Source organism: Streptomyces sp. NPDC006923 (assembly GCF_040635655.1).
Lineage (GTDB): Bacteria > Actinomycetota > Actinomycetes > Streptomycetales > Streptomycetaceae > Streptomyces.
In genome coordinates this window covers 1-26960 of record NZ_JBEYIF010000024.1, presented here as the reverse complement: position 1 = coordinate 26960, position 26960 = coordinate 1, and the positions used below count along the sequence as shown (strand labels likewise).

The following is a 26960-nucleotide window of genomic DNA, read 5'->3' as shown; positions in this document are numbered from 1 at the left end:
AGGGGCGGGGCATGCTGGTCGATCCCACGCAGTTGCTGGACGACTGCGAGCGGGCCTGGCGCGAGGCGGGGGAGCCGTCTGCCGGCGCGGTGGAGCCGGTCGCCGCCGTACGGACCGCGCTCGTCCTGGAAGCGCTGGTGGCGTACCGGCTGCTCGCGGATCACGCCGACCTCCCGCGCGACACGGTCTTCGCACGCTGGCCCGCCTGCGCGGTCCACACCGTGGCGCTGGCCGACGGTCCGGAACTCCCGCGCCTGGTGGCTGAAGCCCGCGCGCGCGTGCTCGCGGCGCGCCCCGACCTGGGGTCACACGGAGCCGCCCCGGAGAGCGCCGACGAATGGAGTCGCGCCGTGCAGGAGGCCGCCCGCTCGCTGGGCTGGACATGGCGCGTGCCGACCGCGGCGGACGGTTCGGTCACCCCGTCCCGCGGCGCTACCTTCGCTCCCGAGGTCCGTCTCGGGCCCGGCGCGGGCAGCGTGCTCCTGACCCTGCCCGGCGAGCCGGACGCGGGGGACTGGCAACTGTCCGCCGACGGTGAGGTGTTCGCAGCCCTGCCGCCCTACTGGGTATTGCCGGGCCCCGTGCGCCGTGTCGAGGCGACAGACCCGACGGGAACCACTCATGTCTCGGCGATCGTGGACCCGGACGACGCCCTCTTGGCCTTCGGCGCCGACGGCCACCGCATCCCCCCGGACGAGCTCCTGCCCGCCGCCCAGATCTGCCTTCTCCACGCCGGCACCCTGCAGACCGAGGGCGCCGACCCCGGCATCGTGGAACTGCCCACCCCGTACGGCTGGAACGGCTGGACGCTGAGCAGGGTGTCACTGACCGGGGTGACGCGGGTGCGGGCCGCCGCCGCGGTTCCGGGAAACTGGCTGGACGTAGCCGCCGGACGGCCGCTCGGGTGGGAGGGCGGTGCGACGCTGCCCTGGATCACGGGCGACGACGGGGCACCCGTGTGGCACCGTCCGCCCGCTCTCCGGCTTCCGCGGCGCGCCGGTGAGCCGGACGCGCGACTCTGGCAGGCCGAAGTGCGCCGCCGCGGCCACGAGGAGCCTCTCACCCGTCAGACTGGTGCTCCCGGGGCGCTCCTCGATCCCTGGAAGGACGTACCCCGCCCGCTTCTGGGACCGTACGAAATCCTCGTCCACCGTGTCGGCTCCCGGCGCAGCCGCCGGCTGGCGGCCTTCCTCGCCGAGGGCATCACGGCCGAACCGACCGCCGCGTGGCGTCTGCTCGCCCCGCACGGAGGCCTGGCCACCGCTCGGCTGACGCTCGGCGCCGACGGACCGGTCACCGCCTCCGAGCGCGTCGTCGCGTTCTCCCCGTACGAGATCACCAAGGGGCTGGTGCTGGGCGACGGGATCCGTCAGTTCGCCGTCGAGGCGTGCATCCCGCACTCCGAGGTCCGTCTCGAACTCGGCGGCCACCCCCTGACCTGGTCCATCCGGCCGCTCGACATCGACGCGGCTGACCTGGTCGGCGAGAGCGCCCTGACCGTTCGCCTGCCGGAACAGGCGGTGGCGGTGACACCCTTGCTGGCACTGGTCGTCGATGGGGCGACCCTGCTCACGCTGCGTCCAGAACGCCGCACTCGCACGCGCAGAGGAGACCTCCGGTACTCACTGGCGGCCCTGGCGGACACCGTGCGCGACTGCGTGAAAGCCGAGATACGGCTGCTGGTCGCGGGGGAGAGCGTCCATGTCGCGACCGTGCGCACCCAGCCCATCGCGGAAAACGTCGTACCCGACGGCGGCGGACTGCTGCTGCGGGGGCTGCGCCACCCGGGCGAACTGACCGCCCGCCTGCACGCCGTCTTCGCCCCGTGGGAACAGCCGTTGACGGCCACCGTCGACCAGAGCGGCCGTATCCCGCTGCCCGCGGCCTGGCGGTCGCTCGGCCCCTTGATCGTGCACCTGAACGCGGGCGCCCCCACACCCACAGCTCCCGGATGGCCCCGCCTGCGCGATCGCGACACCCTCGTGCTGCGCCGCTCCCCGTGGACCTCCACCGCCGGCCACGGATCCGGCGCCAGGATCTCGGAGTACCTGGCTGGGCACGGCGCGCTCCCGCGCGACACCGACGCGATCCCCTACCAGTGGATCGTGGCCGCCCGCGGACGCGACCTGCAGGCGTGCGGAGCCAGAGAGACGGCACCGGCGGAATGCCGCAGCGCCCTCGTGGATGCCGGGCCCACCGCCCTCACTGGAGCGGCCGACAGCGCACTGCGCTCCGGCGAACTCGCCTCCGTGCTCGCGGGCAGCGGTCTCGCCGCCCTGCGGATACGGGAGGTGGCGGACCCTGCCACCGTACGTCGCGTCTGGCGGCAGGCTCCTTTGTGTGCGCTGCTGCTCACGTCCCCGTTGCTGCCGTATCTCTCCGGTCACCCCGCTTATGACGTCGGCGAGCTCTACCCGGAGGAGGCGGAACTCCTCGGCGAGGTCGGCCAGTTTCTGGGCGACGCCAGCGCGGCGTTGCTGGCCGGGCAGGCGGATCCGAGCGGCGCGGTCGGCCGGTTCGACGCCCAGACCCGTGCCCTCGACCAGCTCCCCGAACTCCAGCAGCAGGCCGTGTGGCGCAGCGCCCGTGTCGTCCCTCGGGGCCTTCTGGACCCCGACACCCGTGCCGACGCCGCCTGGCAGGCGTTCCGTGCCCGCAAGGACCTCCAGTACCACGCCACGCGTGAGCAGTTCTCCGAGGCACTCGACGCCGTATCGATCTTCCTGGACGACGGACACCCAGACCTGGCCCAGGCCTTCCGCGGACGGGACCCAGGCCGGTTGCACGGGCCGGGCGAAGCCTGGATGCGGTTCCCTCACCTGTCTCTGGGATGCGCGCTGATCGCGAGGCTCGCCGCCGCCGGTGACGCCCGTGCCGCCGGCCTGGAACGGGGACTTCGCCACCTGTGGGCGCCCGTCGCCTCTCACGCACCGGATCTCACCGCCGTCGACATCGCCCTCGCGGAATGCCTGGTCACCGCGGAGGCCGTGCACAGCACCGGCTGACCACCGATTCCCGTCCAGCCCGTACCGCAGCGTTACCGCCCCACCGCTCGTCCGAAGCCGACCGTCACATCGGAGCCTCCCGTGCACAGCCTCGACCCGCTCGCCACCTCCCGCATGATCAGCGACACCTACCGCCGCTATCTGCGTTCCCTGCTGCCCCTGCGCGAGCCCCGCCTGGCCGAGGCCCTCGCCCACGCCATCGACACCAGCCCGCTGCTCACCAAGGGGCCACTGCTGGAGACCACCCCCGCCTACGCGCCGGGCGCCACCCTGAACGAGCTCGTCGCAGAGGGCGTACTCGACCCCGCGTTCCAACAGCTGACCGGCCCCGCACTGCCCGCCGATCGTCCCCTGTACCGGCATCAGGAACAGGCGCTGCGCAAGGCCGTCGCCGGACGCAACCTTGTCGTGGCCACCGGCACCGGCTCCGGCAAGACCGAGAGCTTCCTCCTGCCCGTCCTCAACGCCCTTGCCGCCGAACACGCCCGCGGCACCCTCGGACCCGGCGTCCGCGCCCTGCTGCTCTACCCGATGAACGCCCTGGCCAACGACCAGATGAAGCGACTGCGCCGACTTCTCGCCGACGCCCCCCACATCACCTTCGGCCGCTACACCGGCGACACCAAGGACGATCCGCAGCGCGCCGCCGACACCTTCGAGCAGCTCAACCCCGGCGAACCGCGCCTGCCCAACGAACTGCTTAGCCGACGCGAGATGCGCGCCACACCGCCCCACATCCTGCTCACCAACTACGCCATGCTGGAGTACCTGCTGCTCCGCCCCCAGGACATGGACCTCTTCGAGGGAGAGCAGGCGGGTTCCTGGCGGTTCGTCGTCGTCGACGAGGCTCACGTCTACGACGGAGCCCGTGGCGCGGAACTCGCCATGCTGCTGCGCCGCTTGAAGGACCGTGTGGGTCAGGGGCGGGAGATCCAGGCCATCGCCACCAGTGCCACCGTCGGCGCGGAGGAGAACCCGGCCGCCGTCACCGCCTTCGCCCGGGCCCTCTTCGACGTCCCCTTCCGGTTGGACGCGACCGACCCGGCCGCCCAGGACCTGGTCACCGCCACCCGGGTCGCCACCCCCGATGGCCCGCACTGGGGGCCGCTGCCGACCACCGAGTACCTGCGCCTGGCCACGACCGCCGACCCCGAACCGGAGATCGTGTCGGCCGCGCGCATGCACGGCCTGCCCGCCGGCACGACCGCTGCCACCGCCCTCGCCGCCGAGGCCGGCACCGCGGCTCTGCGCCGGGCCCTCGCCGACGGACCCCGGCCCGTGAACGAGATCGCCCGCGACGTCTTCCCCGGTGACCCCGTCGGACCCGCGGCGGTCACCGCGCTCATCCAACTCGCCAGCCAGGTGACCGACACCGACGGTGCTCCCGTGCTCTCCGCCCGGTACCACCTCTTCGCACGCGCCACGGAAGGCGCCTTCACCTGCCTCGACCCGGCAGGCCCCCATCTCGACCTGGCCCGCCACGAGACCTGCGCGCGGTGTGCCCGCCCCTCCTTCGAGCTGGGCGCCTGCCGCCGCTGCGGTGCCGTACACCTGCACGGCACCTTCACAGGCAAGGGGGCGCAAGCCCGTCTCGCACACCGCAAATCTCCCGACAGCCCCCACACCTGGCTGCTCCTCGACGGGGACGGCTCGGACACCGGTGCTGACGAGGACGACGAGACACTCGGCGACAGTGCCAAGGGCGGCCTCAAGGAACGCAGACTGTGCACCCGCTGCGCGGCCGTGCACCCCGCGGCCACGGCATCCTGCACCGCTCCTGGATGCGATGGCACCGAACTGCGCCGCGTCCACCAGCTCGACACCCACGAGGGCACCCCGGCCGCATGCCTCGCCTGTGGAGCGCGCGGTCACGGAATGATCCGCCTGTTCGAGGCGGGCAACGAGGCTTCGGCAGCCGTCCTCAGCACCGCCCTCTACCAGGCGCTGCCTCCGGTGACCGACGGCCCGGCCGCCGCACTGCCCGGACAGGGCCGCAAGCTGCTGTTCTTCAGCGACAGCCGACAGGCCGCCGCGTACTTCGCGCCCTACCTGGAGGACTCCTACACCCGCATCCAGCACCGGCGCCTGATCACCCAGGCCGTCCGGCAGGGCTGCTCCGACCCCGACGAGCCCCTGCACATCGACGACCTCGTCGCCCACACCGTCCGCGCCGCCGACCGCGCCGGAGTCTTCCGCCGCAACGACTCCCGCCAGGCCAAGCAGCGCGAAGTGGCCCTGTGGGTGATGCAGGAAGTGCTCAGCCTCGACGACCGCCAGTCACTCGAAGGCCTCGGCCTGCTCCGGATCGACATCGACCGCGAGCCCTTCTGGCAGCCACCCGCCGCCCTCACCTCACTCGGCCTCACGGACGACGAGGCATGGCTGCTGCTGCAGGAACTCCTGCGCACCCTGCGCAACCAGGGCGCGCTCACTATGCCCGAGGACGTCGACGCGGGCGACGAGGCGTTCGCCCCGCGCAAGGGGCCCATCTGGGTCCGCTCCCAGGGCTCCGAGGCCAAGCGTAGGGTGATCAGCTGGCTGCCCAGCGCCGCGAGCGCCTCGAACCGACGCGTCGACTACCTCGTACGCGTACTCGACGCCCTCGGCCACCAGGGCGAACGACGGGCCACCGCCCTCGATGTCCTGAACCGCCTGTGGAGCGACCTCACGACAGGTCACCTCGCCGACTGGCTGCCGTCCGAAAGCCAACCGGGCATCGGCGTCGTCCGCCGACTCGACCTCGCCTGGCTGCGGTTGCGGCCGATGACGGCGTACAGCGATCCGCTGTACGCCTGCGACCGCTGCCGCCGCATCACCGCGGTGTCCGTGCGCGGTGTGTGCCCGACGCTGCGCTGCACAGGACGCCTGGAGGACTTCAAGCCGTCGCCCGAGACGGACGAGCATCTGCGGCGCCTCTACCTGACCTTCGACCCCGTTCCACTGCGCGCTCAGGAGCACACCGCGCAGTGGACCGGGGAGAAGGCCGCCGAGATCCAGGGGGAGTTCGTCCGAGGGCAAGTCAACGCCCTGTCCTGCTCCACCACCTTCGAACTCGGCGTCGACGTCGGTGAACTCCAGGCCGTCGTCCTGCGCAACATGCCGCCCTCCACCGCCAACTACGTCCAGCGCGCCGGCCGCGCCGGCCGCCGCGCCGACTCGGCCGCGCTGGTCCTCACCTACGCACAGCGGCGCCCCCACGACCTTTCCCGGTTCGCGGAGCCCGAGCGGATGATCGCCGGGGAGGTGAGGGCCCCGATCGTCCCTGTCGACAACGTCCGGATCGACCGCCGCCACGCCCACTCCATCGCGCTCGCCGCCTTCTTCCGTGCCATGAAGGACGAGCGGGGCCGGATCTGGCGCAAGGCGGGAGAGTTCTTCCTTCCCGACGATACCACCGGTGAGATCGCCGCCCACACCGTGCGCGACTGGCTGACGCCTGTCCCAGAGGGCGTCATGGCCTCCCTGTGCCGGGTTCTCCCCGACACGGTCCAAACCGAGATCGGCATCAACTCCGGCGACTGGGTCGCCGAACTGGACCGACTCCTGCGGGCCGCACAGCAGATCCTCGACCAGGACGTCACCTCGTACAGCGAACGCCGCGACCAAGCCGCGGCCGCCCGCAAGTACCGGCAGGCGGAGATGTACGAGAAGGTCATTCGCAACCTCACCCAGCGCGAACTGCTCGGCGTCCTCGCCAACCGCAACGTGCTGCCCAAGTACGGCTTCCCCGTGGACACCGTCGAACTGCGCATCCCCCAGGAGGGTGGCGCCGTCTCGGGGCAACTGGAACTCACCCGCGATCTGAGCGCCGCTGTCCACGAGTACGCCCCGGGGGCCGAGATCGTCGCGGGCGGCCACCTGTGGGCGTCCGCCGGTGTCTACCGGCTGCCGGACCGCGAACTGGTCAGCCGCCACTACGCCGTGTGCGCCGCCTGCGGCTGCTATCGGGAGGCCACCGAACCCGTGGACCCCGTCTGCGCCGCCTGCGGCACGCAGTCCGCGGCCGCGCAACGACGGTACGTCGAACCGGTCTACGGTTTCGTCGCCGCGCGCGGCCCACAGCGCCGCCCGGGGCAGACCCCGCCACGGCGGTCCTGGTACGGCGACGTCCACATGTCCACCGACACCGCCGACCTCCAGGAAGGCGCGACCACCTTCGTCTCCGGCCACACCACGCCCTGGTCGGCGGGCACCCGGGGAGAGATGGTGGTTGTCTCCGAGGGACCGGCCGGCGCCGGATACCAGATCTGCGACTGGTGCGGCTGGGGCCGTCCGAACGCCCAGGCCGGATCTCCGCGCGGCGGCCACCCGCACCTGCTGAAGGACACCCAGTGCACGGGCCCCCTCCGTGTCGTCTCCCTCGCTCACCGGTACCAGACCGACTTCCTCCAGATCCATCTGGACCCGCTCACAGCCTTGACCGCCACCGCGGCCCGTCTGCGTTCCGGCCTGTACGCGCTGCTCGAAGGCGCCGCGGCGCACCTGGAGATCAGTCGCGATGACATCGACGGCACGGTTCACACCGGCACCGACGGCATGCCGTCCCTGCTGCTCTTCGACACCACTCCGGGGGGCGCGGGCAATGCCGTGTCCATGGGCGAGCGGCTCGAACCGGTTGTCTCTGCCGCGCTTGCCCGGGTGGCGGCCTGCGAGTGCGGCCCGGAGAGCAGCTGCTACGCGTGCCTGCGGAACTTCCGCAACGAGCGCTTCCACGAGCTGCTGAGCCGCCGCGAGGCCATCGCACTCCTCGATGCCCTGTCTGGCAATGTGAGCTGAGGGGATGAGACGCCGCCCACGGAGTGCTGGTCGTGGACGACTCCGGCAACCGCAAGGACGGCACCAGGACCGCCTTCACCGGCCGGCAGTGGCTGGGCTGGCTGGGCAAGACCGACAACGGCATCGTGACGGTCACCACGCTGTGGGCGGACGAGCGCCTGTACTACCCGCTGCACGCGCTGCCCTACAGCCCTGCCCACCACTTCCCCAAGAAGCGCAGCGACCCGGGCTCCCGCACCAAGCCGCAGCTGGCCGCCGCGGCAGCCATCCTGGCCGCGCGGGCCGGCGTCCCGGATCTGTGGAGCCCGAGGGTGAGATCCCCTCGGGCCACCCGACTGGATGACCGTTGGTTATCTGCCTGCACCCGAGTCGATGTCCCGGGCGAGCTGTTGGGCATATTCGGCGAGGAGTTTCCGTAGGTCGGCGTAGTGCCGAAAGGTATCTGGCCGGACGAGGTTGTACCAGGTGGTGTTGCGGCGAAGCGCCCATTCGCGTTGGACGTCTTGAGGCTGTTCGGCCTCAATGGGGCGCGGGGCGAAGAGGTGCTCGCCTTGTGTGACCTGTACCCAGATGAATACGGAGGCGTCCTGACGTTTGCGGTCGCCGACTGCCGGCCGAATGGGGCCGGGGATGGGTGGTAACTCGCTTACCAAGGCGTCCCATTCGTCAGGAGGCAGAGCCCAGTCCCTGAGTGCCTCACGTCGGCGCTGGTAGTCGATGAGTGGTCGATGGGGTGCTCGGAGTTCGGTGCTGAGCTCGCGGAGGACCCGTTCGAACTCGGCCGGGTTGCGTCCCACGCGCTCCCAGCGTTGGAAGTCGGTGTTGGATCTGAACCGCACGCGGTCCGGGGCTATGCCGAGGTAAGTCGCGGCCTCATCGAGGGGTCCGCCTATGGCCCACTGGACGAGCCGGACCGCAGCGGTTCGACGTAAGACCTTCGGGGCGATTCCGGCAATGGGTGCGAAGTAACTTTCATGCCAGTCCGGTTCCAGGTATGCCGGGATGTGTTCTGGTCGGTAGTCGTCCCGCAGTGGTGCTCGGAGTCCTTGTGGGCCGCCGATTTTGCGGTAGGTGCGTGTCAATGGTTCGGCCGCGTCTCGGAATCGCCCCGAGCACGAGTTTTCATGGCGGGCGTAGATGCGTACCCAGGGCGTGCGTGTCGGCCGCTCTCCAGGGGTGTGGACGAGCTGGGAAAGGTGCTCGGACAGATCGTTTGCTTCGAGTAAGGAGTGTGCGGCGCGTAGGAGTCCGGCACAGGCGATCGGGTCACGGGGCGGTACATCGCGCAAGCGATGGTGCTGCAGACCGTTGCTGGTGCCGAAATTCTCTGAAATGGAGTGGAGGTACGCGGTCACATACCCGGAGAGGGTGGTGTCGAGAAGATGCTGCCCTACTGGCCAAGTAAGGCCGATCAGTGCGGTGGCCAGCCGGAGATCCGTGAAGTATTCGGATGCGTCCGTGGCCGGAGTCGGCGGTTCCAGGTGGGCAAGCAGGGACTGCTGGAAGCGAAGGATGCCCGGTGTCGGGTGTGGCTGACGGCCGGGATCCGTAGTAACTCGCTGATCGAGTCTGCCGCCGCAGGCGCGGGACTTTCGTTTCTGCGTTGGAGTGTCGATCGTCCACCGGCATTGCGCTGAGTGCAGGCTGTGATCGTTGGCCCGCTCGATCAGGCGCCCTGATATGGCGCGCGGCTGCCCGCAGTGCGGACAGCCTGCTTCCAGGTAGGTCTGGTGTTCTACGCAGCTGAAGACAAAGGGTAGGTGCCAGAGCTTGTGCCAGGGGCCGCCGTGGAGTTGCTGGGCCGGGGTGCCGTCGCCCGCCAGGCAGGAGGGGCAATACCGCGGGGAGCCGACGAAAAGCCATGGGTCCGGCCTCTTCGGTCCCGGTCCGGGCACGGATGACCAGGCGATGGGGGGATACCGGTCTCGCCACTGTTTCAGTGTCAGTGCCGACACTTCCTCGGCTGTCTGGCGGGTCAGTCGAACGAATCCTTGGGCCTCCGGCCCGGTGAGATCCAGCAGCAGACTGCCTGGGATGTGAGTAGCTTGGACGCGATCGGTCCAGCCCGCCGCACGGATCAGTTGCAGAGGCGGGAGGCTGAGGCGATGCCCTAGCCGAAGCAGGTAGCTGACAAGGGACTCTCCTGAGGCAGGTTCGAGACTCCGGGGCAGTGGATGCATCACGGCTCCATCCGTCAGGCGCCCGCGCGGGCAGACGGGCCAGGGTCATCGAAAACGGTGTTCCGGGGTCGTTTCGCCTGCGTGGCCTTCTTGACGGCGGTCCGCGGGGCGGCCGGGATGATGGGCTCGTCCGGCGGCTGCTCGGGCTCGTCCCGCCGGAGCACGATCTCGTCCAGCAGGCTCTCGTCGATCATTTCCTTCCCGGAGTCCATGGCTTCCTGGGCGCCGTCTTCGAGTAGGCGTCCCAGCAGGCCGATGACACCGCCGGTGCGACGCATCAAGTACTCCGGCATACCGCCGCCGGTGAGCATGCCCTGCGTCGCGTTCATCAGCCGCAGGTGCTTCTCGATTCCCTTCAGGTGATTGACGAAGGCCACGATCTGTTTCGGGGTGGTGTAGCGGAACCGGTCGATCTCGATGAGCTCGAAGCGGTGTTCCGTCTGGGTGACCTCCAAACCGTGGATGCGGGTCGACTCCAGCGGTGGCATCTCCCATTGCCGGGTCTTCTTGTTCCACTTGGCCTCACGCAGCAGCCCGATGCCGGAGATGTTGACGCCGGTCAGGATCAGAGTGACGTCCAGGCTCATAAGGGCCCGCATCAGGTCGAGGTCGTCCTGGTCGTCGGCTCTGTGCATCCGCAGCCGGCTGATGTCGTCCAGAATCAGAGCTTTGACGCCATGGTCGTAAAGGGAGTCGGCGACCTGCCGTACCAGTTCCGGCAGCGTGGCCGACTTGCGCGTCGGGGCCCGGAAGAAGCCTAAGATCGACGTGCAAAGGCTTTTCGGCGTTGCTGTCACCGGGGTCGAGACATAGACGACCGGTGCGTGGAGATCGCGGGTGCCCGGCAGAGCCTGGGGGTTGAGGTGGCTGTGGAGTTCAAGCCACTGCTTTTCGAAGAGGGCCCCGGCTGAGCAAACAGACGCGGTCTTGCCGTAGTTGCCCCAGCCGCTGATCATGACGCCGGCGCGGGTCGGGTCGTTCTTCTTCCTCGTGTTGCCGCTCAACCGGCGCCGGATCAGCTTGCCGACCTTGTCATACATGGGGGTGTCCTGCAGCGGGAGGTTCGCGTTCGTCAGCTCCCGGTAGAGGTCGTAGTCGTACCGGCGGCTCTCAGGGAGCATCGACCACTTTTGCGGGGAGGTCGTCGGAGCGGGGACGAGTAGGTCGTAGTGGGTGCGGTAGTGCTGCCAGCCAACGTAGGTGTCGAGGGGCGGGCGGCTGCCCAGGATCAGCTCGGCGATCCTGGCTCGTGAAGGCAGACCGTCCAGCGGATCATCGTGAGAGAGGGCTCGGGTCACGTGTGGTCCTCCTGGACAGGTGTATCGGCTTCCGAGTCGTCGGGGGGCGGAAGCCGGAACATGGGACGCCGGTTCAGGGCCTCCTGCAGCGTTGCCGGGGCCACGGGCTTGACGTCGGCGAGGGCTTCTTCGCGTCGTCGACGGCGGTCGGCGTCAACCGCGTGGTCGATCGTGCGGGCGTGCTCGGCCCAGGCTGCGGGCATCTCAGCCGGAGCTGGCTCATCCGCGATGGCGGGTGCGGCGGGGCGGTCAGCGGCCGCAGCCTGTGCGCGGGTGATCTCGCGGGCTTGGGCGACGCGCTGCTTCTTTCCGGCCTTCCTCTTGGCCTGGCTGGGCCATTGGTCGACTGGGGTGACCGAGCCGAGGATCCCGAGCAGATGTTCCAGGAGCTCGCTCTCGGAATGGATCCTGATCTTGTTCGCCCTCACGCGTGTCAGCAGGGCGTCGGCAGTCTTGTCCGAGAAAGCAGGGATCTCACCTTCGGGCGGCAGCCCTCTCCAGCGCAGAATGTGCCAGGTCTCGTGGTCGGCAGGGTCCTGGAAGAACACCTGCCGGCGGTCCCTCCGGTCACTGCGGACCACCCACTTGCCCGCGTGTTTGCCGCCCCGGGCGGAGGGTTGCTGGAAGCGCGGCTCGTCCAGGACCGGGTGGTGATACCAGAGCCCGAGGATCTTCACTCCGCGTCGCGGATGGATCTTCACGTGGTGCTTGCGCAGAACCTTGTAGTAGAAGCCCGGCTCAGGAAAGTCCAGATCGAAGCCGCCCTGTTCCATCGCCGCGACGAACAGGGTGTTGGGGCTGTGATTTTCCCCAGGCGCCCAGCTTGGAGCGTATTCGCCTAGTTTTCTGTTCTGCCAGATCTGGACGATCCAGGTGGCGATGACGTGTTCGGCTTGCGTGAGTGTGAGGCTCGCATCGCGTTCCGGGTCGGCCCCGCGCTCCGCGACGTCACCGCCGGTGAATCCCAGCAGGTGCTCGAAGAGCATGGTCTGGATGGTGAGGAACTGGCGCTCGACCGCGAACTTGTCGGTCTGCCGCAGGACGCGAGCAGGCAGGACCCGGCAGCCGATCTCCGTTTCGGCTTCCACCAGGTCGTGATTCTTGTAGGGGCCGCCGTGGTCGGTGGTGACTGTCTCCGGGGCAAAGAACGGCAGAGCGGCGACCCGGTGCCCGGTGAACTCGGCGATCACCTCGGCCGGCACCCCTGCGTAGGGCCATTCCATGTCCTCGCCCCAGCCGTCCCGCATCGGAAGCGGCAGCATCACGTCCCGCAGCAGCATCGCGATGTCGACCGAGGTGTCGGACTGGAGCGTGAGCCGGAAGGCCGGCAGCCCGTGCGTGTAGAGATCGAGTGCGAGGGTCAGCGTCGCGGTGATCGCGTCGCCGAACACGGTCTCGCGCAGCTTCACCGGCATCGGGGTCGAGTCCAGTACCAGAACCTGGCCCGGCCTGTGGACCACCACCCGGCCGGAGACCCCGGCCTCCGCGGCCGCCTCCGCCGTCCGCCCGTAACGCGGACGGGCTCCGCTGGGCCCGAACCACTCCTTCCAGACGGCCGCGAGCGTCCCAGCGTGAAGGAATCTTCTCAGTGGGAAACGTCGGGAACCGCTCACGCATGTACTGGTGCATCAACCGGTGCTTGGCACCCTGGCTCAGGCGGGCGCGTGGGCCGCACTCGGCCTTTACTGCGAAGATCGCCTCCCGGACCTCCTTCGTGATGGTGCGGTGCCCGCTGCGTCGCCGCGTCCAGCGCCCGTCCGCGCAGGCCAGCAGGAGACTGTCGCCCGCCAGTCCCGACAGACGTACCAGCGTCCGGTAGCTGAGGTGCTGCAGACCGCACCGGACCGCCTCCGGACGGGGCATCGCCTCTATCTCCGCAGCCTTCGCGTACCGACGCTGAGTCAACGTCGTGCGGTCCGGGTCGTAGGCCGGCCGGGGCTCACCCGGCAGGGCCCGAGCCGGGTGGCCCTCCCGGAACCCCGTCTCGGCCTCCAGCACGTGCGCCGCCCGCAGCCGGGCCCGCTCTAACTGGTCCTTGGTCAAGTCGGCCAGTGTCCTCGGCTGCCGGGCGACCGGCGGCGGGCGCCCCGACTCGACTGCCGGAAGAAGCCGCAGGTCAGCATGGTTGATGAGCCAACGGAACGAGCGGGTCTCCGCGCGGCCGTCGTCATCCACGAGGACGAGCCGGCCGAGTTGGCCGTGGACGTCGTCAACCGTCCACTCGACGCCATTGAGCGCGACCCGCCTACCTGGCGCGATCTGCAAGAACCCCCTCGCTGCCATCACACCGCCCAGATCAGTGAACTGTGGCGCAAGGGACTGCCCAGGTCAACGCCGAGCTCGCGGTGCCAGAGCAGCCGGACGATGTTCGCCCGGCCAACGGAAGGCACGCTGGTCGCCTCCGCCAGGTCGGAGAACGTCATCGCCTGCCCCTGCTGCCCGCTGATAGCGGTGAGCAGCTGCTCGCGCATGCCGAGAAGGTCCCTCGCCGGCCGCCGGCGCGAGGACAGGTGGTCAAGGACGCTCCAGACATGCGGTCGCCAGCCCGCGACCACCGAGTACCGCCAGCCGCAGGCAACCGCCACTTCCCTGGCCGCCGCGAACTTCAGCGCGTCCTCTTCCTTGATCAGCTCCATCGGGCGGACGTCCAGCAACCACATCCCACCGCCGATCACGGCCAAGAAGTCCGGGATGTGCCAGGCATGCCCGCCCGCATGCTCGAAGTCCAGCCGGAACGGCTGCGACAGCACCTCCGATGCCCTCAAGAAGTCCAGCGCGACCAGCAGGCTCACTTCCTTCAGCGACTCGAAGCCATGCTTCCCGCCCGCTGACGCCATCGCCTCCAGGCCAGGGCGGTGCCGCTGCTTCGCCCGCCACGTGAACCCCCGCATCGGCCGGGACGACATCACCGGTAGGTGAGCCATGTCCCGGACCGGCCAGCAGACCTCGTCGGCGCCCACCTGCCACGTCGAACTCCACCGACGCGGCCAGTCGTCCCCGAGCCGCAGCCGATCCCGCAGTCCGGCGTCCCCGTCGTACGCCGTGACAAGGTGGTCCAGCTGACTTGAATCCGACGGGATCTTCGCTCTCGCTGCCTCGCCCACTCATCCAGAGAAGCACCACTCGACCGGCGACGGGGGCGTTTCGCTGGTACTGCCCGCAACACAGCGTGAGGGGATCAAGATTTGCCAACCAGCGTTCTCCATGTGCCAACTAAAAATCTCCGTCGCACCCGGCGGCCTCTCGCGCCTACTTCATTGCATAAAGCTGCGGCGAAACGTATAGTCATGCCATTACCGAGGAGGGTTTTCGATGGCGGCAGGTACGGTACGCGCGGCGGTGGCGGGGGCGAGCGGATACGCGGGCGGTGAAGTACTCCGACTGCTGCTCGCCCATCCCCACGTCGAGATCGGCGCCCTGACCGGCAATTCGAACGCGGGCCAGCGGCTCGGCGGGCTCCAGCCCCATCTCCTGCCGCTGGCCGGACGCGTCCTGGAGCCGACCGTACCCGAAGCGCTCGCCGGGCACGATGTCGTCTTTCTCGCACTGCCGCACGGTGAGTCCGCGGCGGTCGCCGAGCGGCTCGGCGAGGAGGTCCTTGTCGTCGACATGGGCGCCGACTTCCGGCTGAAGGACCCGGCGGACTGGGAGCGGTTCTACGGCTCCGCGCACGCCGGCACCTGGCCCTACGGCCTCCCGGAACTGCCGGGCGCCCGCGCCGCGCTGGAGGGGTCCAAGCGCGTCGCGGTGCCCGGCTGCTACCCCACGGCCGTCTCGCTCGCGCTCTTCCCGGCCTACGCGGCCGGCCTGGCCGAGCCCGAGGCCGTGATCACCGCCGCGTCCGGGACCTCCGGCGCCGGCAGGACGGCCAAGCCGCATCTGCTCGGTTCGGAGGTCATGGGCTCCATGACCCCGTACGGCGTCGGCGGCGGCCACCGGCACACCCCCGAGATGATCCAGAACCTCAGCGAGGCCGCCGGGGAGCGGGTCAGCGTCTCCTTCACGCCCACCCTCGCCCCGATGCCCCGCGGCATCCTCGCCACCTGCTCCGCCAAGGCGAAGCCGGGCACCACGGGCCAGGACGTACGGGACGCGTACGAGAAGGCATTCGCGGACGAGCCGTTCGTCCATCTCCTGCCCGAGGGACAGTGGCCCGCCACGGCGTCCGTCTACGGTTCGAACGCCGTACAGATCCAGGTCACATACGACGAGTCGGCGGCCCGCATCATCGCGATCAGCGCCATCGACAACCTCACCAAGGGGACCGCGGGCGGCGCGATACAGAGCATGAACATCGCCCTCGGACTCCCCGAGGACACCGGACTCTCCATGATTGGAGTGGCACCTTGAGCGTCACCGCAGCGAAGGGATTCACGGCGGCGGGCATCGCCGCCGGGATCAAGGAGAACGGCAACCCGGACGTGGCCCTCGTGGTCAACAACGGTCCGCGCCGCGCGGCCGCGGGTGTCTTCACCTCCAACCGCGTCAAGGCGGCGCCCGTCCTCTGGTCCGAGCAGGTCGTCAAGGGCGGCGAGATCACCGCCGTGGTGCTCAACTCGGGCGGCGCCAACGCCTGCACGGGACCACAGGGCTTCCAGGACACCCACGCCACGGCGGAGAAGACGGCCGAGGTGCTCGGCGGCCGGGGCGCCGGTGAGATCGCGGTCGCCTCGACCGGACTGATCGGCGTGCGCCTCCCCATGGACAAGCTGCTCCCGGGGATCGAGAAGGCCGCGGCCGGGCTCTCCGCCCACGGCGGCGAGAAGGCCGCCATCGCCATCAAGACCACCGACACCGTCCACAAGACCGCCGTCGCGGGCGGCGAGGGATGGACGGTCGGAGGCATGGCCAAGGGCGCGGGCATGCTCGCACCGGGCCTCGCCACCATGCTCGTCGTCCTCACCACCGATGCCGACATCGAGGCGCCGGCGCTGGACACGGCGCTGCGCGCGGCCACCCGCACCACCTTCGACCGGGTCGACTCCGACGGCTGCATGTCCACCAACGACACCGTGCTGCTGCTCGCCTCGGGTGCGTCCGGCCTCACACCCGGGTACGACGAGTTCGCCGAGGCCGTCCGTACGGTCTGCGCCGATCTCGCGCGTCAGCTCATCGGCGACGCCGAGGGCGCGTCCAAGGACATCCGTATCGAGGTGATCAACGCCGCGACCGAGGACGACGCCGTCGAGGTGGGCCGTTCCATCGCCCGCAACAACCTCCTCAAGTGCGCCATCCACGGTGAGGACGCCAACTGGGGCCGGGTGCTCTCCGCCATCGGTACGACGGCTGCCGCCTTCGAGCCCGACCAGCTCAATGTGGCCATCAATGACGTCTGGGTCTGCAAGAACGGCTCGGTCGGGGAGGACCGCGAGCTGGTCGACATGCGCTACCGCGAGGTGAGGATCACCGCCGATCTGGCCGCGGGCACCGAGTCGGCCGTCATCTGGGCCAACGACCTGACCGCCGAGTACGTCCACGAGAACAGCGCGTACAGCTCATGACCGCCCGCAAGCACACCGCCCTGCCCAAGGCGCGGATCCTCATCGAGGCACTGCCCTGGCTCACCCGGCACAACGGCAGGATCGTCGTCATCAAGTTCGGCGGCAACGCCATGGTCAACGAGGACCTCAAGGCCGCCTTCGCGCAGGACGTCGCGTTTCTGCGGCAGGTCGGCCTCAAGCCGGTCGTCGTGCACGGCGGCGGCCCCCAGATCAGCGCCCAGCTCGACCGGCACGGCCTGGTCAGCGAGTTCAAGGCCGGGCTTCGGGTCACCACGCCCGAGGCCATGGACGTCGTCCGCATGGTGCTGGCCGGACAGGTGCAGCGCGAACTGGTCGGCCTGCTCAACCAGCACGGTCCGCTCGCCGTCGGCATGACCGGTGAGGACGCGCACACCATCACCGCGACCCAGCACCGCCCGCTGATCGACGGCGAAGCGGTCGACATCGGCCGCGTCGGCGAGATCACCGCGATCGACACGGGCGCGATCGAGGCGCTGCTGGCGGACGGCCGGATCCCGGTCATCTCCTCCATCGCGCGCAGCGCCGACGACGGGCATGTCTACAACGTCAACGCCGACACCGCGGCCGCCGCGCTCGCCGCGGCGCTGGGCGCCGAGACGCTGATGGTCCTCACGGATGTCGAGGGGCTGTACGAGGACTGGCCCCACAGCGACGACGTGATCAGCCGGCTCACCGCCACGCAGTTGGAGAAGCTGCTGCCCGAGCTGTCCGCCGGCATGGTGCCGAAGATGGAGGGGTGTCTGTTCGCCGTACGCAACGGCGTCACCACCGCCCGGGTGATCGACGGGCGGGTCCCGCACGCGATCCTGCTGGAGATCTTCACCGACGAGGGCATCGGCACGATGGTCGTGCCCGACGGCCGCGGCGTACCGGAAGCACCGCACGCACCGCACGTATCCGAAGGGGGAGCGAAGTGACCGGCAACCAGGAGCTCGTAGAGCGCTGGCGGGGCGTCATGACGGACAACTACGGCACGCCGGGGCTGTCCCTCGTCCGCGGGTCGGGCGCCACCGTCTGGGACGCCGACGGCAGGCCGTACACCGACTTCGTCGGCGGGATCGCGGTGAACGCGCTCGGGCACGCCCATCCCGCTGTCGTCGAGGCCGTGTCCCGGCAGATCGCCGAGCTCGGCCATGTCTCCAACCTCTACGTCGCCGAGCCGCCCCTGGCGCTCGCCGAGCGGCTGATCCAGCTCTTCGGCCGGCCCGGCCGGGTGTTCTTCTGCAACTCCGGCGCCGAGGCCAATGAAGCCGCGTACAAGATCGGCCGGCTGACCGGGCGACGGCACATGGTCGCCACCGACGGCGCTTTCCACGGCCGGACCATGGGCTCGCTCGCCCTCACCGGCCAGCCCGCCAAGCGTGACCCGTTCCTGCCGCTGCCCGGCGATGTCAGCCATGTCCCGTACGGAGACGCCGAGGCGCTGCGGGCCGCCGTCACCGAGGAGACGGCCTTTGTGATCATCGAGCCGATCCAGGGCGAGAAGGGCGTGGTCGTGCCGCCCCGCGGCTATCTGGAGGCCGCCCGCGAGATCACCCGCGCCACCGGCACCCTGCTGGTCCTGGACGAGGTCCAGACCGGGATCGGCAGGACGGGCCACTGGTTCGAGTACCAGGCCCACCAGGGCGTGGAGCCCGACATCGTGACCCTGGCCAAGGGCCTCGGCGGCGGGCTGCCGCTCGGTGCGACGGTGGCCTTCGGCGAGGCCGCCGATCTGCTTCTGCCGGGCCAGCACGGTACGACGTTCGGCGGCAACCCGGTCACCTGCGCCGCCGGACTCGCCGTTCTCGACACGCTCGCCGCCGACGGTCACCTGGACCAGGTCAAGCGGCTCGGCGAGAGGCTGCGGGACGGTATCGAGGCGCTCGGTCACCCGCTGGTCTCCCATGTCCGCGGCGCCGGGCTGCTCCTCGGTATCGTGCTCACCGAGCCGCTCGCGCCGCAGGTGCGGCAGGCGGCTCAGGATGCCGGTCTCCTGGTGAACGTGCCCGCCCCCGACGTCGTGCGGCTGATGCCGCCACTGATCATCGGCGACGACGAGGTGGACACCCTGCTCAAGGCGCTGCCCGGCATCCTCGACAGCGGCTACGGGGACGGACGATCCAGGGAATGAGACGACGATGACCGAGGCCCAGGACACCGAGCACGGCGGGCAGTCCGTGCCGCAGACCAGAACCGCCCGCCATCGCCGGATCGTGGACATCCTCAACCGGCAGCCGGTGCGCTCGCAGAGCCAGCTCGCGAAGCTGCTCGCGGACGACGGGCTGAGTGTCACCCAGGCGACGCTCTCCCGCGATCTGGACGAACTGGGCGCGGTGAAGATCCGCAATACCGGCGGCGAGCTGATTTACGCGGTCCCCAGCGAGGGCGGGTTCCGCACCCCGCACGCCCCGCTCGGCGGGTCCGCGAAGGAGGAGCGGATGCGCCGGCTCTCCGGCGAACTGCTGATCTCCGCCGAGGCATCGGCCAATCTCGTCGTCCTGCGGACACCGCCGGGTGCGGCCCAGTTCCTCGCCTCGGCCATCGACCAGGCCGAACTGAGCGATGTCCTCGGCACCATCGCCGGGGACGACACCCTGATGCTGATCAGCCGGGACCCGGCGGGCGGCCAGGCCCTCGCGGACCATCTGCTGAAGCTGGCCCAGAACGACCGCTGACCGCCGCCGCGCGAAGACCACCTGACGGTACGTCAGCCCTGGATCTGACGAAGTGTCAGGATGGAGTGGCGCCGAACAGCCGCTCCGCCAGGGGGTCTTCGCCGAGGAACGAGATCAGCTCCGCGCGTCCGGGGGCTGTCGCCGGGCCGCGCCGGGTCACCGCGAACGCCGCGGCGGCGTTCGCGCCCCGAGCCGCCGTCAGCGGATCGTGCCCCTGGCCCAGCAGCGCCAGAAACGCGCCGACATGGGCGTCGCCCGCGCCATTGCTGTCCACGGCCTTGACCGGGAAGCCCGGCACACGCACCGGCGGTTCGCCGGGCGCGGCCAGCCAGCAGCCGTCCTTGTCCGCCCGTACCAGCACGCCCGCGCCCGGCGCCAGCCGCTCCCGCAGCGCCGTCGCGGCCGTGCGCGGATCGTCGTGGCCGGTCATCAGCCGTGCCTCGCGGGCGTTGGCGCTGAGCCAGTCCGTACGGGCCAGCACCGGCGCGATGACCTTCTCCGGAATGTCGGCCACCAGCGGAGCCGGGTCGAAGCAGACGGTCATGTCCGCCGGCAGCTCCGTCGTAAAACGGGACAGCAGCGGGCCGTTGACCGGCATCACCAGGCCGTAGCCGGAGAGCTGCACCAGATCGCCGGGTCCCAACCGCGCGGCGACGGTGGCGACTTCGGCCTCCGTCAGCCGGGCGTCGACTCCGAAGCTGGTGACAAAGGTGCGCTCACCGCCTCCGTCGACCAGGGCGACGGTGAATCCGGTGTCACCGTCCTCCCGGACCGGCAGCAGCGTCCCGATGTCCTCGGCGGCGAGCGACTCACGCACCAGGTCGCCGTACGGTCCGGTGCCGTGCAGCCCGGCGAAGACGGCCTCCGTGCCGAGGCGCCGGGCCGCGACCAGGGTGTTGAAACCACCGCCCGCCGTCAGTTCCGTGCGCGAGCCGATCACATCACTGCCGCGTTCGGGCAGTTCGGGGATCTCGATCACCAGATCGGCGATCACATTCCCGGCGAGGACCAGCCGGCGGCCGGGCTCCCGGCCGCTCACCGTCCGGCCTCCTGGAGAGCCGGTGCGGAGGGCGCGGGCGCCGTGCCGCTCCGCCGGCCGGACAGCGCGTAGACCGCCGCCCCGACGGCCATCGAGATGGCCCAGCCCAGGCCGTTCACGCCGAGCCAGGAGTCGGCGAGCGGGCCCGCGAACCAGACGTCGGTGGCGCTCGTCGAGGCCGTGGTGAAGAGCAGACCGGCGGCGATGGCCGCCACCCAGCCGAGGACCGCCGGCAGATGGAAGCCGCCCGAGTACCAGTAGCGGCTGGTGCGGCCGGTGTCCATCAGCGCCTCCGCGTCATATGTACGGCCGCGCAGCGAGTCCACCAGGATCACACCGACCCACGCCGAGATGGGCACCGCGAGCAGGGTCAGGAAGGTGGAGAACGGTCCGTAGAAGTCCTTGGCGATCAGCATGAGGTAGATGCCGCCGGCGAACATCAGCACCACGTCCAGGGCGACGGCCAGGGGACGCGGCACCCGCAGGCCCAGCGTGATCATGGTGAGCCCGGCGGAGTACGTGGAGAGATGGTTCGACATCAGCAGCCCGCCGAAGGCCGCGATCAGATAGGGGATCGCCATCCAGGACGGCAGCATCGCGTTGATGGCGGCGACCGGATCGGCCGAGGTGGCGAGCGTCGGATCGTCCGCCGACAGCAGTGAACCGAGCGAGATCAGCAGCACCAGCGGGATGCCCGCGCCGAACGCGGAGGCGACGACCAGCCGTCGGCCCGGGATCTCGCGCGGCAGATAACGCGCGTAGTCCGCACCCGCGTTGGCCCAGCCGATCCCGGTACCGGCGGCGATGAAGCCGATTCCCGCGACGACCCCGCTGGCCGGTCCCGTCGGGGCGTCGAGGACCTTGGTCCAGTCGACTGTCGCCACCAGGAAGCCCATCACCACCAGGTTGAGAACGCCGAAGACGACCGTGGCCCACTTGTTGATCCACATGATGGTGGCATGGCCGAGACCGCTGATCAGCAGCGTGCAGACGATGAAGACCAGCAGACAGACCAGGGTCAGGACGGTGTTCCGGCCGACGCCGAAGACCGTGCCGAGCAGGGCCAGCAGCGCGTACGCGGCGGTGGTCGTCGTGATTGTCTCCCAGCCCACCCGGCTCATCCAGGTGATCAGGGTCGGGCCCGCGTTGCCGCGCTGCCCGAAGACCGCGCGGGACAGGGTGAGCGCGGGCGCGCCGCCCTTCTTGCCCGCCAGACTGACCACACCGACCAGGGCGAAGGAGCCGAAGGACCCGACGACGGCGACCAGCGCCGCCTGCCAGATGTTCAGCCCGCGGAAGGCCACGAGAGTGGCGCCGAGCGGCAGCCCGAGGATGCTGATGTTGGCGGCGAACCAGGTCCAGAACATCTGGCCGGCGTGGCCGCGCCGTTCATCGTCGGGGACGGGCTCAATGCCTCGGGTCTCGATGGCGCCGACGCGATCGTTCGTCGTCGAAGCGGTCATGACGGGACCTCCTTGCGTGATGCGAAGTGGCGGACGGGGACGGGGACAGGGGCAGAAGAAACGTTTCGGCGGAGAGGGGGTGAAGGGGAAGAGCAGGCTCAGCGGGGCGGGTCCCGCCGGAGTTCGAGCAGGTCCGCCGTCAGCGGCTCCAGCTCAAGACCGTTGACGGTACGGAGGGTGTGAACGGCCTCGGCGGGCAGCGCGGACAGCCCGGCCACCGACCCGGCGACCGCGCCGGCGATGGCGCCGATGGTGTCGCTGTCACCGCCGAGATTGGCGGCCAGCAGCGCGCTGCGCCATGGATCGCCGCCGGTCATCGCGAGCACGGCGAAGGCCGCGGGCACCGATTCCTGGCTGGCGACGCTGGTACCGACGAGCGCGCAGACCCGGTCCAGCGCGACCGCCTCGGGCAGCCCCCGCACCAACTCGCTCGCCCACTCGATCCGGGAGGCGATGTCGGCCCCGGCGATCCAGTGCCCGCGCCGGACTCCGGCCCGGGCGGCGGCGACCGCGGCGGCGACGGCCTCGTCCAGCGTGCCACCGCCCACGCCGGTGCTGACGGCCGCCGCGACGGCCGCCGCGCCCGCGATGCCGACGGTGGTGTCATGGGTGACCTGGCAGGACTCCACCACATGGTCGAGGAAGTCCGCCGCCGGTTCGGCGGCGAAGGCGATACCGACCGGGGTGACACGCATGGCGGCGCCGTTGGTCGTGCCGTATCTGCCCGCCTCCTCCGGCGGCACGCCCCGGGCGACGGCGTCCAGCGCGGCCTTGGTCGACGGGCCGAGGAGATCGAAGGAGCCCCTGGCCTTCATCTCCTTCTCCCAGTCGAGGAGTTCCTGGGCCAGACGCAGCGGGTCGATCCGGCCCCGTCCCTCGACGATCAGCCTGCCGACGATGACGGCCTGGTCGGTGTCGTCGGTGACCGATCCGGCCGGCATACCGGCGCTGACCGGGTTGTCCGGGCGCGCCGGCTCGAATCCGGTGAGGGTGCCGTAGACCCGTACGACGTCCTCCCGGGACATCACCTGGGTGGGCATGCCCAGCGCGTCACCGAGGGCGAGTCCGTAGTACGCGCCGAGCGCGCGGTCGAGCCGGCCGGTCACAGGTGGCCTCCCCGGCCCGAGTGGAGGCGCAGTTGGAAGCGGGCCGGGTCCAGCAGGCTGCTGACCTGCTCGACGACCGTCCCGTCGGCGGCCCGGTAGACCTGGGCCAGATGGAGGAAGGACTCGCCGGGAGAGCGGTGCAGTACGGCGGCCTCGGCCGCGTCGATCCCGCGCACGGAGACCAGGCCCTCGCCCGAGTCGGTGACGCGGCCCGCGGCGATGAGCGCCTTGTTCAGCGAGCCGCCGTCGAGGCCCTGTTCGGGCAGCCGGGCGAGCTCGCCCACGGCGGGCACCTTGCTGTGTTCGAGCGAGACGCCCTGCCCGTCGGCGAGCCGTCTGACCCGGTCGAGCGCGATGAAGGCGGCCGACTCCAGGCCCAGCTCCCCGGCCAGCCCGGGATCGGTGACGGTCTCGAAGCGGAGGACCTCCGTGGTCAGCTCGGTGCTCTGGCCGGCCAGTGCCTGGGTCCAGCCGAGACGGCTGTCCAGCGGCGTCCCGTCGAAGGTGACGAAGGAGCCTATGCCCGCGTGAGTGGAGATGAGGCCCTGCTCGCCCAGGACGTGGAGCGCCTGCCGCAGCGTGGTGCGGCTGACCCCGAACCGTTGGGTGAGCGCGTGCTCACCCGGCAGCCGGCTGCCGTCGGAGTGGACGCCGGAGCGGATCTCGTCGGCGAGAACGCGGGCGATGCGATGATGCTTGTGTACCTGTCCAGGCATGTATGAACAGTAAGCGGACACGCTCCCGGGGTCCATAGTCCGCAACGGAATTCTTTAGCGCCCGATTCCTTCGCGCGGGCCCTCCGTGGCCGGGGTCCCGAGGCGTGAGGAGCCGTGGTCAGTAGCGTGTGATGGCCGTGGCCCCCGACGGGGTCCCGACCGCGATGTGCGGTGCGCGGAGCGGATCCGCCCAGGCCAGGATGCGGCGCATCGCCTCCGCCGGTACGGACACACAGCCCGCGGTGGCGCCCTCGCCGTCGACGTGCAGGAAGATCCCGGCGCCCCGTTCGCGCACCGGCCGGTCGTAGTTGAAGCCGATGACCAGGGCGTGCGCGTACTGCTCGCGGTAGTCGGCCAGACGCTCGGACTCGCTCGCCCGGCAGTCCGCGGGCAGACCCTCCACCCAGCGGTTGTACTCCCGCGCCTCGTTGTCCTGGCACCACCAGGACTCCTCCGTCACGGCGCGGTAGCCGTACGCCGTGCCGGCGGGCTCCGGCGCGGTCCCGAAGGCGTACGGCAGCGGGTACAGCCCGGTGGGGGTGGTCGAGGTGCCCTGGACCCGCTCGCTGCCCCGGACCAGCCCGCCGGCTCCGAAGCGCGCGGCGGCCGACCCCACCGGCACCCAGTCCCCGTGGCGCAGGTCCCACCAGATCACCCGGCCCCTGGTCGCTCCCGCGTGAGGCGCCTGCGCCGTGATGAGCTGGCTGCCGCCGCCCGTGTCCGCCATCCGCGCGGGAAGCGGCGCCGCGGCCGACGCCGCCCGGGCGGACGGCACCGCCGGGGACACGGTCGTGCCGGTGAGGACGGCGAGCAGAACGGAGCCGAGGGCAAGAACGGTGCGCATGGCCGGACCGTACGCCGGGAACGGCGCCCCGGCCTCCCGACGGGCCGGGCGGCCGTGACCCGTTCGGCTGATCTCCGGCGGTCCCCGCCGTGCGGCGCGTCTCCCGGCCGCCGCCCGGGGGCGCGCGCAATCCGCCTCCCGGTCCTGGGCCGAACGCGCGGAGTGGCCACGTCCGGCCCGCGTCCGCGCGGCCCCCGGGCCCGTCCCGCGCGGGACCCTGGGGCGTGTTGTGAAAGTCCCCGCCTGGCCTGCGACGCCTGGCACGCACGCTCGCCGCGTGGTCGGAGTCGTCCCAGTACATCCGGTACATCCAGTACGCGAACGATCCTCCGCCTTGCGATCGCACGCACCAGACGCCGCGAGCCCCGCCCCAGGGGGCGGACGGCGCTCCTTTCACAACACGCCCTGGGCATCCGTTCGCGACGGAAGCGGCAGCGGCAGCGCGGGCAGACCGTCCAGGCTCACCCCGACATGGTCCTTCTTCTCGCAGTACGCGGCGAACTCCTCGTCCGACTTCCTGGCGAAGTGCTCGGCGTGCTGGGTGCGCTCCTCCCGGTAGTCCATGAAGGGGACGGCGAAGCCGCAGGCGTCACCGATGCGCTCCGCGTGGATCAGGATGACGGCGCGGGCCGCGGGCCCGTCGGCGTCCTTGAAGTGCGGGATGTACTCGGCCCAGCGCGGATCGTCGCGGAAGATCGGTTCGCCCCGGCCGTGCACCCGCAGCACCTTGGGCGGTCCGGTGAACGCGCACCACATCAGGGTGATGCGGCCGTTCTCCCGCAGATGGGCGATGGTCTCGGCGCCGCTGCCGCCGAAGTCGAGGTAGGCCAGGGTCATCTCGTCGAGGACGACCAGGGTCCCGGCGCGCCCCTTGGGCGAGAGGTTGACATGGCCGTCGTCCGCCAGTGGTGCGGTGGCGGTGAAGAAGACGGGCTGCTGCTCGATGAAGGTACGAATGCGGCCGTCGATCCGTTCGTAGCGCTTTCCCATGCCGTGGATTATCCGCGCCCGCGACCGGAGGGCACAGGGGTTTCCCCGGGGACGGACCGTCCCCGCCCGCCGCCCGCGCCGGCGCGCGTTGACAAAACAATACGGTGCACTGCATAGTTATACCCATCAGTGAATGCACCGTAAGGAGATACCCGTGACCGAGCGCGTCGTACTCGCCTACTCGGGCGGCCTGGACACCTCCGTCGCCATCGGCTGGATCGCCGAGGAGACGGGCGCCGAGGTCATCGCCGTCGCCGTGGACGTCGGCCAGGGCGGCGAGGACCTGGACGTGATCCGCAAGCGCGCGCTCGCCTGCGGTGCGGTCGAGGCCGAGGTCGCGGACGCCAAGGACGAGTTCGCCGAGGAGTACTGCCTCCCGGCGATCAAGGCCAACGCCCTCTACATGGACCGCTACCCGCTGGTCTCCGCGCTCTCCAGGCCGGCGATCGTCAAGCACCTCGTCGCCGCCGCGAAGAAGCACGGCGCCGGCATCGTCGCCCACGGCTGCACCGGCAAGGGCAACGACCAGGTGCGGTTCGAGGCCGGTATCTCCGCGCTCGGCCCCGACCTGAAGTGCATCGCCCCGGTCCGCGACTACGCGATGACCCGCGACAAGGCGATCGCCTTCTGCGAGGAGAAGAACCTCCCGATCGCGACCACCAAGAAGTCGCCGTACTCCATCGACCAGAACGTCTTCGGGCGCGCCGTCGAGACGGGCTTCCTGGAGGACATCTGGAACGCGCCGATCGAGGACATCTACGAGTACACCCAGAACCCGGCCGTCGCGCGCGAGGCCGACGAGGTGGTCATCTCCTTCAAGGAGGGCGTCCCGGTCGCCCTCGACGGCAGGCCCGTCACGGTCCTTCAGGCGATCCAGCAGCTCAACGAGCGGGCCGGGGCCCAGGGCATCGGCCGTATCGACATGGTCGAGGACCGGCTCGTGGGCATCAAGTCCCGTGAGGTGTACGAGGCCCCCGGCGCCATCGCGCTGATCACCGCGCACCAGGAGCTGGAGAACGTCACCGTCGAGCGCGAGCTGGCCCGCTACAAGCGGCAGGTCGAGCAGCGCTGGGGCGAGATGGTCTACGACGGCCTGTGGTTCTCCCCGCTCAAGCGCGCCCTGGACGGCTTCATCAACGAGGCCAACCAGCATGTCACCGGCGACATCCGGATGACCCTGCACGGCGGCCGGGCCGTTGTCACCGGCCGGAAGTCCGAGGAGTCGCTGTACGACTTCAACCTCGCCACCTACGACTCGGGCGACACCTTCGACCAGTCCAAGGCGCAGGGCTTCATCGAGATCTTCGGCCTCTCGTCGAAGATCGCCGCACGGCGTGACCTCGCCTGATCCCCCTTCGCACGGC

18 protein-coding genes and 1 pseudogene are annotated in these 26960 nt (G+C 70.4%); 9 read left to right on the top strand and 10 right to left on the bottom strand.

Translation table 11 applies throughout. The annotated features are described in order from the left end of the window. Window positions 1-11: 11 nt before the first annotated feature. The 3 genes and pseudogenes from ABZ707_RS30715 to ABZ707_RS30705 form a co-directional block, all read left to right on the top strand. Window positions 12-3005 carry a hypothetical protein gene (locus tag ABZ707_RS30715; RefSeq protein WP_360181212.1) on the top strand — a complete coding sequence of 998 codons (2994 nt, stop codon included), beginning with the start codon at window positions 12-14 and terminating at the stop codon, window positions 3003-3005. An 81-nt stretch (window positions 3006-3086) separates the two neighbouring features. Beyond that, complete coding sequence (locus ABZ707_RS30710; RefSeq protein ID WP_360181210.1) at window positions 3087-7781, top strand: DEAD/DEAH box helicase; 4695 nt, start codon at window positions 3087-3089, stop codon at window positions 7779-7781. A 26-nt stretch (window positions 7782-7807) separates the two neighbouring features. After that, window positions 7808-8032: pseudogene (locus ABZ707_RS30705) on the top strand (transposase); the annotation flags it as partial. A 99-nt stretch (window positions 8033-8131) separates the two neighbouring features. Here the strand turns inward: ABZ707_RS30705 and ABZ707_RS30700 are convergent. The 4 genes from ABZ707_RS30700 to ABZ707_RS30685 form a co-directional block, all read right to left on the bottom strand. Continuing rightward, a complete protein-coding gene (locus ABZ707_RS30700; protein ID WP_360181207.1) occupies window positions 8132-9961 on the bottom strand; it encodes a TniQ family protein in 1830 nt (609 codons plus the stop codon). Between the two features lie 14 nt (window positions 9962-9975). Beyond that, window positions 9976-11259: a TniB family NTP-binding protein gene (locus tag ABZ707_RS30695; RefSeq protein WP_360181204.1), complete on the bottom strand. Its 1284-nt coding sequence runs from the start codon at window positions 11257-11259 to the stop codon at window positions 9976-9978. Continuing rightward, the gene (locus tag ABZ707_RS30690; RefSeq protein WP_360181201.1) at window positions 11256-12674 is read right to left on the bottom strand and encodes a hypothetical protein; all 1419 of its coding nucleotides are present in this window, start codon (window positions 12672-12674) and stop codon (window positions 11256-11258) included. Before ABZ707_RS30690 ends, ABZ707_RS30695 begins: the two co-directional genes overlap by 4 nt. A gap of 867 nt (window positions 12675-13541) precedes the next feature. Next, complete coding sequence (locus ABZ707_RS30685; RefSeq protein WP_360181198.1) at window positions 13542-14219, bottom strand: TnsA-like heteromeric transposase endonuclease subunit; 678 nt, start codon at window positions 14217-14219, stop codon at window positions 13542-13544. Window positions 14220-14571: 352 nt separating this feature from the next. Here ABZ707_RS30685 and argC point away from each other — a divergent pair, with 352 nt between their 5' ends. The 5 genes from argC to ABZ707_RS30660 are packed head-to-tail and all read left to right on the top strand — an operon-like array spanning window position 14572 to window position 19438. Then, the gene (argC, locus tag ABZ707_RS30680) at window positions 14572-15609 is read left to right on the top strand and encodes an N-acetyl-gamma-glutamyl-phosphate reductase (protein ID WP_360181195.1); all 1038 of its coding nucleotides are present in this window, start codon (window positions 14572-14574) and stop codon (window positions 15607-15609) included. Next, a complete protein-coding gene (argJ, locus tag ABZ707_RS30675) occupies window positions 15606-16760 on the top strand; it encodes a bifunctional glutamate N-acetyltransferase/amino-acid acetyltransferase ArgJ (protein ID WP_360181192.1) in 1155 nt (384 codons plus the stop codon). Before argC ends, argJ begins: the two co-directional genes overlap by 4 nt. Then, the gene (argB, locus tag ABZ707_RS30670; RefSeq protein WP_360181189.1) at window positions 16757-17698 is read left to right on the top strand and encodes an acetylglutamate kinase; all 942 of its coding nucleotides are present in this window, start codon (window positions 16757-16759) and stop codon (window positions 17696-17698) included. The genes argJ and argB overlap by 4 nt, the downstream gene beginning before the upstream one ends. Then, complete coding sequence (locus ABZ707_RS30665; protein WP_360181186.1) at window positions 17695-18894, top strand: acetylornithine transaminase; 1200 nt, start codon at window positions 17695-17697, stop codon at window positions 18892-18894. The genes argB and ABZ707_RS30665 overlap by 4 nt, the downstream gene beginning before the upstream one ends. 7 nt (window positions 18895-18901) lie before the next feature. Beyond that, window positions 18902-19438, top strand: a complete 537-nt coding sequence (locus ABZ707_RS30660) for an arginine repressor (RefSeq protein WP_319681470.1) — start codon at window positions 18902-18904, stop codon at window positions 19436-19438. Between the two features lie 55 nt (window positions 19439-19493). Here ABZ707_RS30660 and ABZ707_RS30655 read toward each other — a convergent pair whose 3' ends face one another. From ABZ707_RS30655 to ABZ707_RS30630, 6 genes are all read right to left on the bottom strand, one after another. Further along, window positions 19494-20477 (bottom strand): PfkB family carbohydrate kinase, encoded by a 984-nt coding sequence (locus tag ABZ707_RS30655; RefSeq protein ID WP_360181181.1) that lies wholly within the window; start codon window positions 20475-20477, stop codon window positions 19494-19496. Next, window positions 20474-21940, bottom strand: a complete 1467-nt coding sequence (locus tag ABZ707_RS30650; protein ID WP_360181178.1) for a cytosine permease — start codon at window positions 21938-21940, stop codon at window positions 20474-20476. The genes ABZ707_RS30655 and ABZ707_RS30650 overlap by 4 nt, the downstream gene beginning before the upstream one ends. Before the next feature lie 98 nt (window positions 21941-22038). Then, window positions 22039-23046, bottom strand: a complete 1008-nt coding sequence (locus ABZ707_RS30645) for an ADP-ribosylglycohydrolase family protein (RefSeq protein WP_360181175.1) — start codon at window positions 23044-23046, stop codon at window positions 22039-22041. Then, the gene (locus ABZ707_RS30640; RefSeq protein WP_360181172.1) at window positions 23043-23762 is read right to left on the bottom strand and encodes a GntR family transcriptional regulator; all 720 of its coding nucleotides are present in this window, start codon (window positions 23760-23762) and stop codon (window positions 23043-23045) included. The genes ABZ707_RS30645 and ABZ707_RS30640 overlap by 4 nt, the downstream gene beginning before the upstream one ends. A 118-nt stretch (window positions 23763-23880) precedes the next feature. Then, complete coding sequence (locus tag ABZ707_RS30635; RefSeq protein WP_360181169.1) at window positions 23881-24606, bottom strand: L,D-transpeptidase family protein; 726 nt, start codon at window positions 24604-24606, stop codon at window positions 23881-23883. A 393-nt stretch (window positions 24607-24999) separates the two neighbouring features. After that, window positions 25000-25596, bottom strand: a complete 597-nt coding sequence (locus ABZ707_RS30630; protein WP_360181166.1) for a pyridoxamine 5'-phosphate oxidase family protein — start codon at window positions 25594-25596, stop codon at window positions 25000-25002. A gap of 154 nt (window positions 25597-25750) precedes the next feature. Between ABZ707_RS30630 and ABZ707_RS30625 the strand changes: the two genes are divergently transcribed. Further along, window positions 25751-26944: an argininosuccinate synthase gene (locus tag ABZ707_RS30625; protein ID WP_360181163.1), complete on the top strand. Its 1194-nt coding sequence runs from the start codon at window positions 25751-25753 to the stop codon at window positions 26942-26944. Window positions 26945-26960: the final 16 nt, after the last annotated feature.